This is a genomic window from Rothia sp. HMSC076D04 (assembly GCF_001814645.1).
Classification (GTDB): domain Bacteria; phylum Actinomycetota; class Actinomycetes; order Actinomycetales; family Micrococcaceae; genus Rothia; species Rothia mucilaginosa.
Genome location: NZ_KV817354.1, coordinates 1 through 2,347, shown reverse-complemented (window position 1 = coordinate 2,347; position 2,347 = coordinate 1). Strand labels below are relative to the sequence as shown.

The window sequence follows — 2,347 nt, the reverse complement described above, 5'->3', positions numbered from 1 at the left end:
AGTGCCAGCATAAACATCCGGCAACTCACCATTAGCTACCTTCTCACGATACAAGCTGGTTACTTCGCTATCCCTGAAGGGGAATTCCTTAGCTTCATACCTACGCTTAATCTCTGCCAGACCCCACTCATATTCGGCACCGGGGCGCGCCACCGGAGCGTTGAAAAAACGCCCTTTCAACTCAGCACGCATCCACCCCTCCGGAGTATTTGCATCAGATATGGGCTTCGTAAAATCGAACGGGGCACGCCAATACTCGGGGTCTTCACGATAATCGTAAGCTTCTTCTGTGGTCTCGCTACTCATGGGGAACCTCCTGATAATATGCAAAAATGTGTACCCACACCGGCGCCATTTGAGACGCCGCTTAGGGCGTTCTGGTAGGCGCGGGCGGTGTGCGGTACCGCCGATAGTTCCCACTATACGGGCTTCCACGCGACCCGCAAGCGGTTTCGTCACCGGGCGGGCGCCTCCCCGAAATCTGGGTATAAAAAATTCAGTACCGAATCATCAAGTACGAATACATCACCTGTGAGCTAATGTGTATGAGTCTTTGGCTTTCCATGGTGCATCCCCCCTAACAGGGCGGGGCTAAATATAATGGTTGGCATGGATTTACAACAATTTATAATAATCATTATTTCTGGCATATCAGCACTTGCTACCGTCGTTGCAGCTATTTATACAAGGCGGCAGGCTATTGGCTCTAAGGAAGCGAAAGCGAAGGCAGAGGAATCACACAAGGCAACTCTAGACATGCGTGATGCGGCTGTCCGTTCTGCGGATGCGGCTGAGAAGCAAGCCCGCCAGTCTGAGAAGTTTCTTGAACAGAAGGAGCAGGTTGTTACAAAGCAACCAGTTCAATTACAGCCTGAAATTGCGGCTAGTCTATGGCGCCCTGAATTTCAGCTGACTCATGTCCAGGGCTCGCGGTACAAACTACAAAACATCAGCGAGCATTCTTTAGATGTGCTTAAGGTTGTGAATCAGGATGAATTTTTCCGGTGCGATGATATTCACCAGCAGTTCAATCCAGGCGAATCACTCGACATCCTTCTAGGTGGTGCGTGGGGAATTCCCTTACCTTCAAATTTAATTCTTCAGGTTGCAGGTCGAGACAAACCTATCTACGTTCAGATTCCAGGTAAATCTGGCTAAAGCAAGTATCCGTGCTGGTATATTCCCTACCTACGGAGGGACCTGCTGAATCCTAATAGATGGCCTCGTACCGATACAGGTACGGGGCCATCTATTTGCCTTATTCTGTGGCAGAGATGTCTAGGAAAATTACCGTGACAGGGGTACATTCATCATATTTGCAACACAGATTACGAGAATTATTTTGCCTATAAGTCTGATTTTCAGGAGGCGATTTGGGGCAGGTAGGGTACCTATAGGGCGTTCCGTGTACGCAATCAATATGGCCAGCTACCTGCTATGTAATTATGCCCTACCCAAGGCCATCGTCATGATTGGATTCATCCTGTATGTGTGATAAATGTAGAATGGTTGGCATGAGTAATATTCCTACCTGGGTATCTGCGGGTGCGGCGACCCTCTCTTTTATTTTCACAGTGGTGTCATGGTACTTGTCCAACAAATCGAAGGAAGCGAAGGCAAAGGCAGATGAAGCGCACAAGGCAGCTCTAGCTATGAGTGCTGCGGCTGAACGTTCTGCAAAGGCAGCAGAAGAACGGGCCGACCAGGCTGAGAAGTTACTCGAGCAGATGCAGCAGATTGCTGATAGCCTTCGCGGACCTGTCCTGGAACTGATTAAAGAACCTGGGAATTGCAACTACACACTGCGTAATAACACTGAAAGCTCTATCAAGATTCTTGAAGCGCTGAACCACAAATACTTCTACTACTCCGTTTACTCCAAGGAGCTTGCTGAAATTCCAAAGGAGGTGCACCCCGGTAAGCCGATTGATCTGCCCCTGCCTCATACAGCATCCGTTAGAAGTCTGGATCTCCGAATCAAAGTCAATGGGGAAGAAAAAATCCTCTATGTCGAGATTCCTCGATAGTTCGAGCTTTCAATATTGAGAATCAACGAGCCTTTCGTAAGTTTGATGATATTGAAGCAGATGGCTATAACATTAATTGCCTGGGCGTATATGGACCAACAAAAGCCAATCGCATTTGCTGAGGCGCAGGAGCGTATCTAGCGAGCAACTTGGTTTCCACTTACTCCCTACTTTGAGCTGTTATTCATTACAACAGATAAGCAGATAAAAGAAACCCCCTGCGTTCCCCTTAGAGGAGGGGGAACACAGGGGGTCTCTCAACCAGAGAGGTACTCACGTACCCCGCAAGTTTTAGAAAGGCAAAAGCGCCAAATCGTATG

At 48.4% G+C, this 2,347-nt stretch carries 3 protein-coding genes; 2 read left to right on the top strand and 1 reads right to left on the bottom strand.

Going from position 1 to position 2,347, the window contains the following annotated elements; all coding sequences use genetic code 11:
- Window positions 1-306, bottom strand: a 306-nt coding sequence (locus tag HMPREF2980_RS00145) for a hypothetical protein (protein WP_141755934.1), incomplete at its 3' end; no start/stop codon positions are given.
- Window positions 307-609: 303 nt separating this feature from the next.
- On the opposite strand from HMPREF2980_RS00145, the gene HMPREF2980_RS00140 reads away from it, so the two are divergent.
- Window positions 610-1,158, top strand: a complete 549-nt coding sequence (locus tag HMPREF2980_RS00140) for a hypothetical protein (protein WP_141755933.1) — start codon at window positions 610-612, stop codon at window positions 1,156-1,158.
- Window positions 1,159-1,514: 356 nt separating this feature from the next.
- Complete coding sequence (locus HMPREF2980_RS00135) at window positions 1,515-2,027, top strand: hypothetical protein (protein ID WP_070689666.1); 513 nt, start codon at window positions 1,515-1,517, stop codon at window positions 2,025-2,027.
- Window positions 2,028-2,347: the final 320 nt, after the last annotated feature.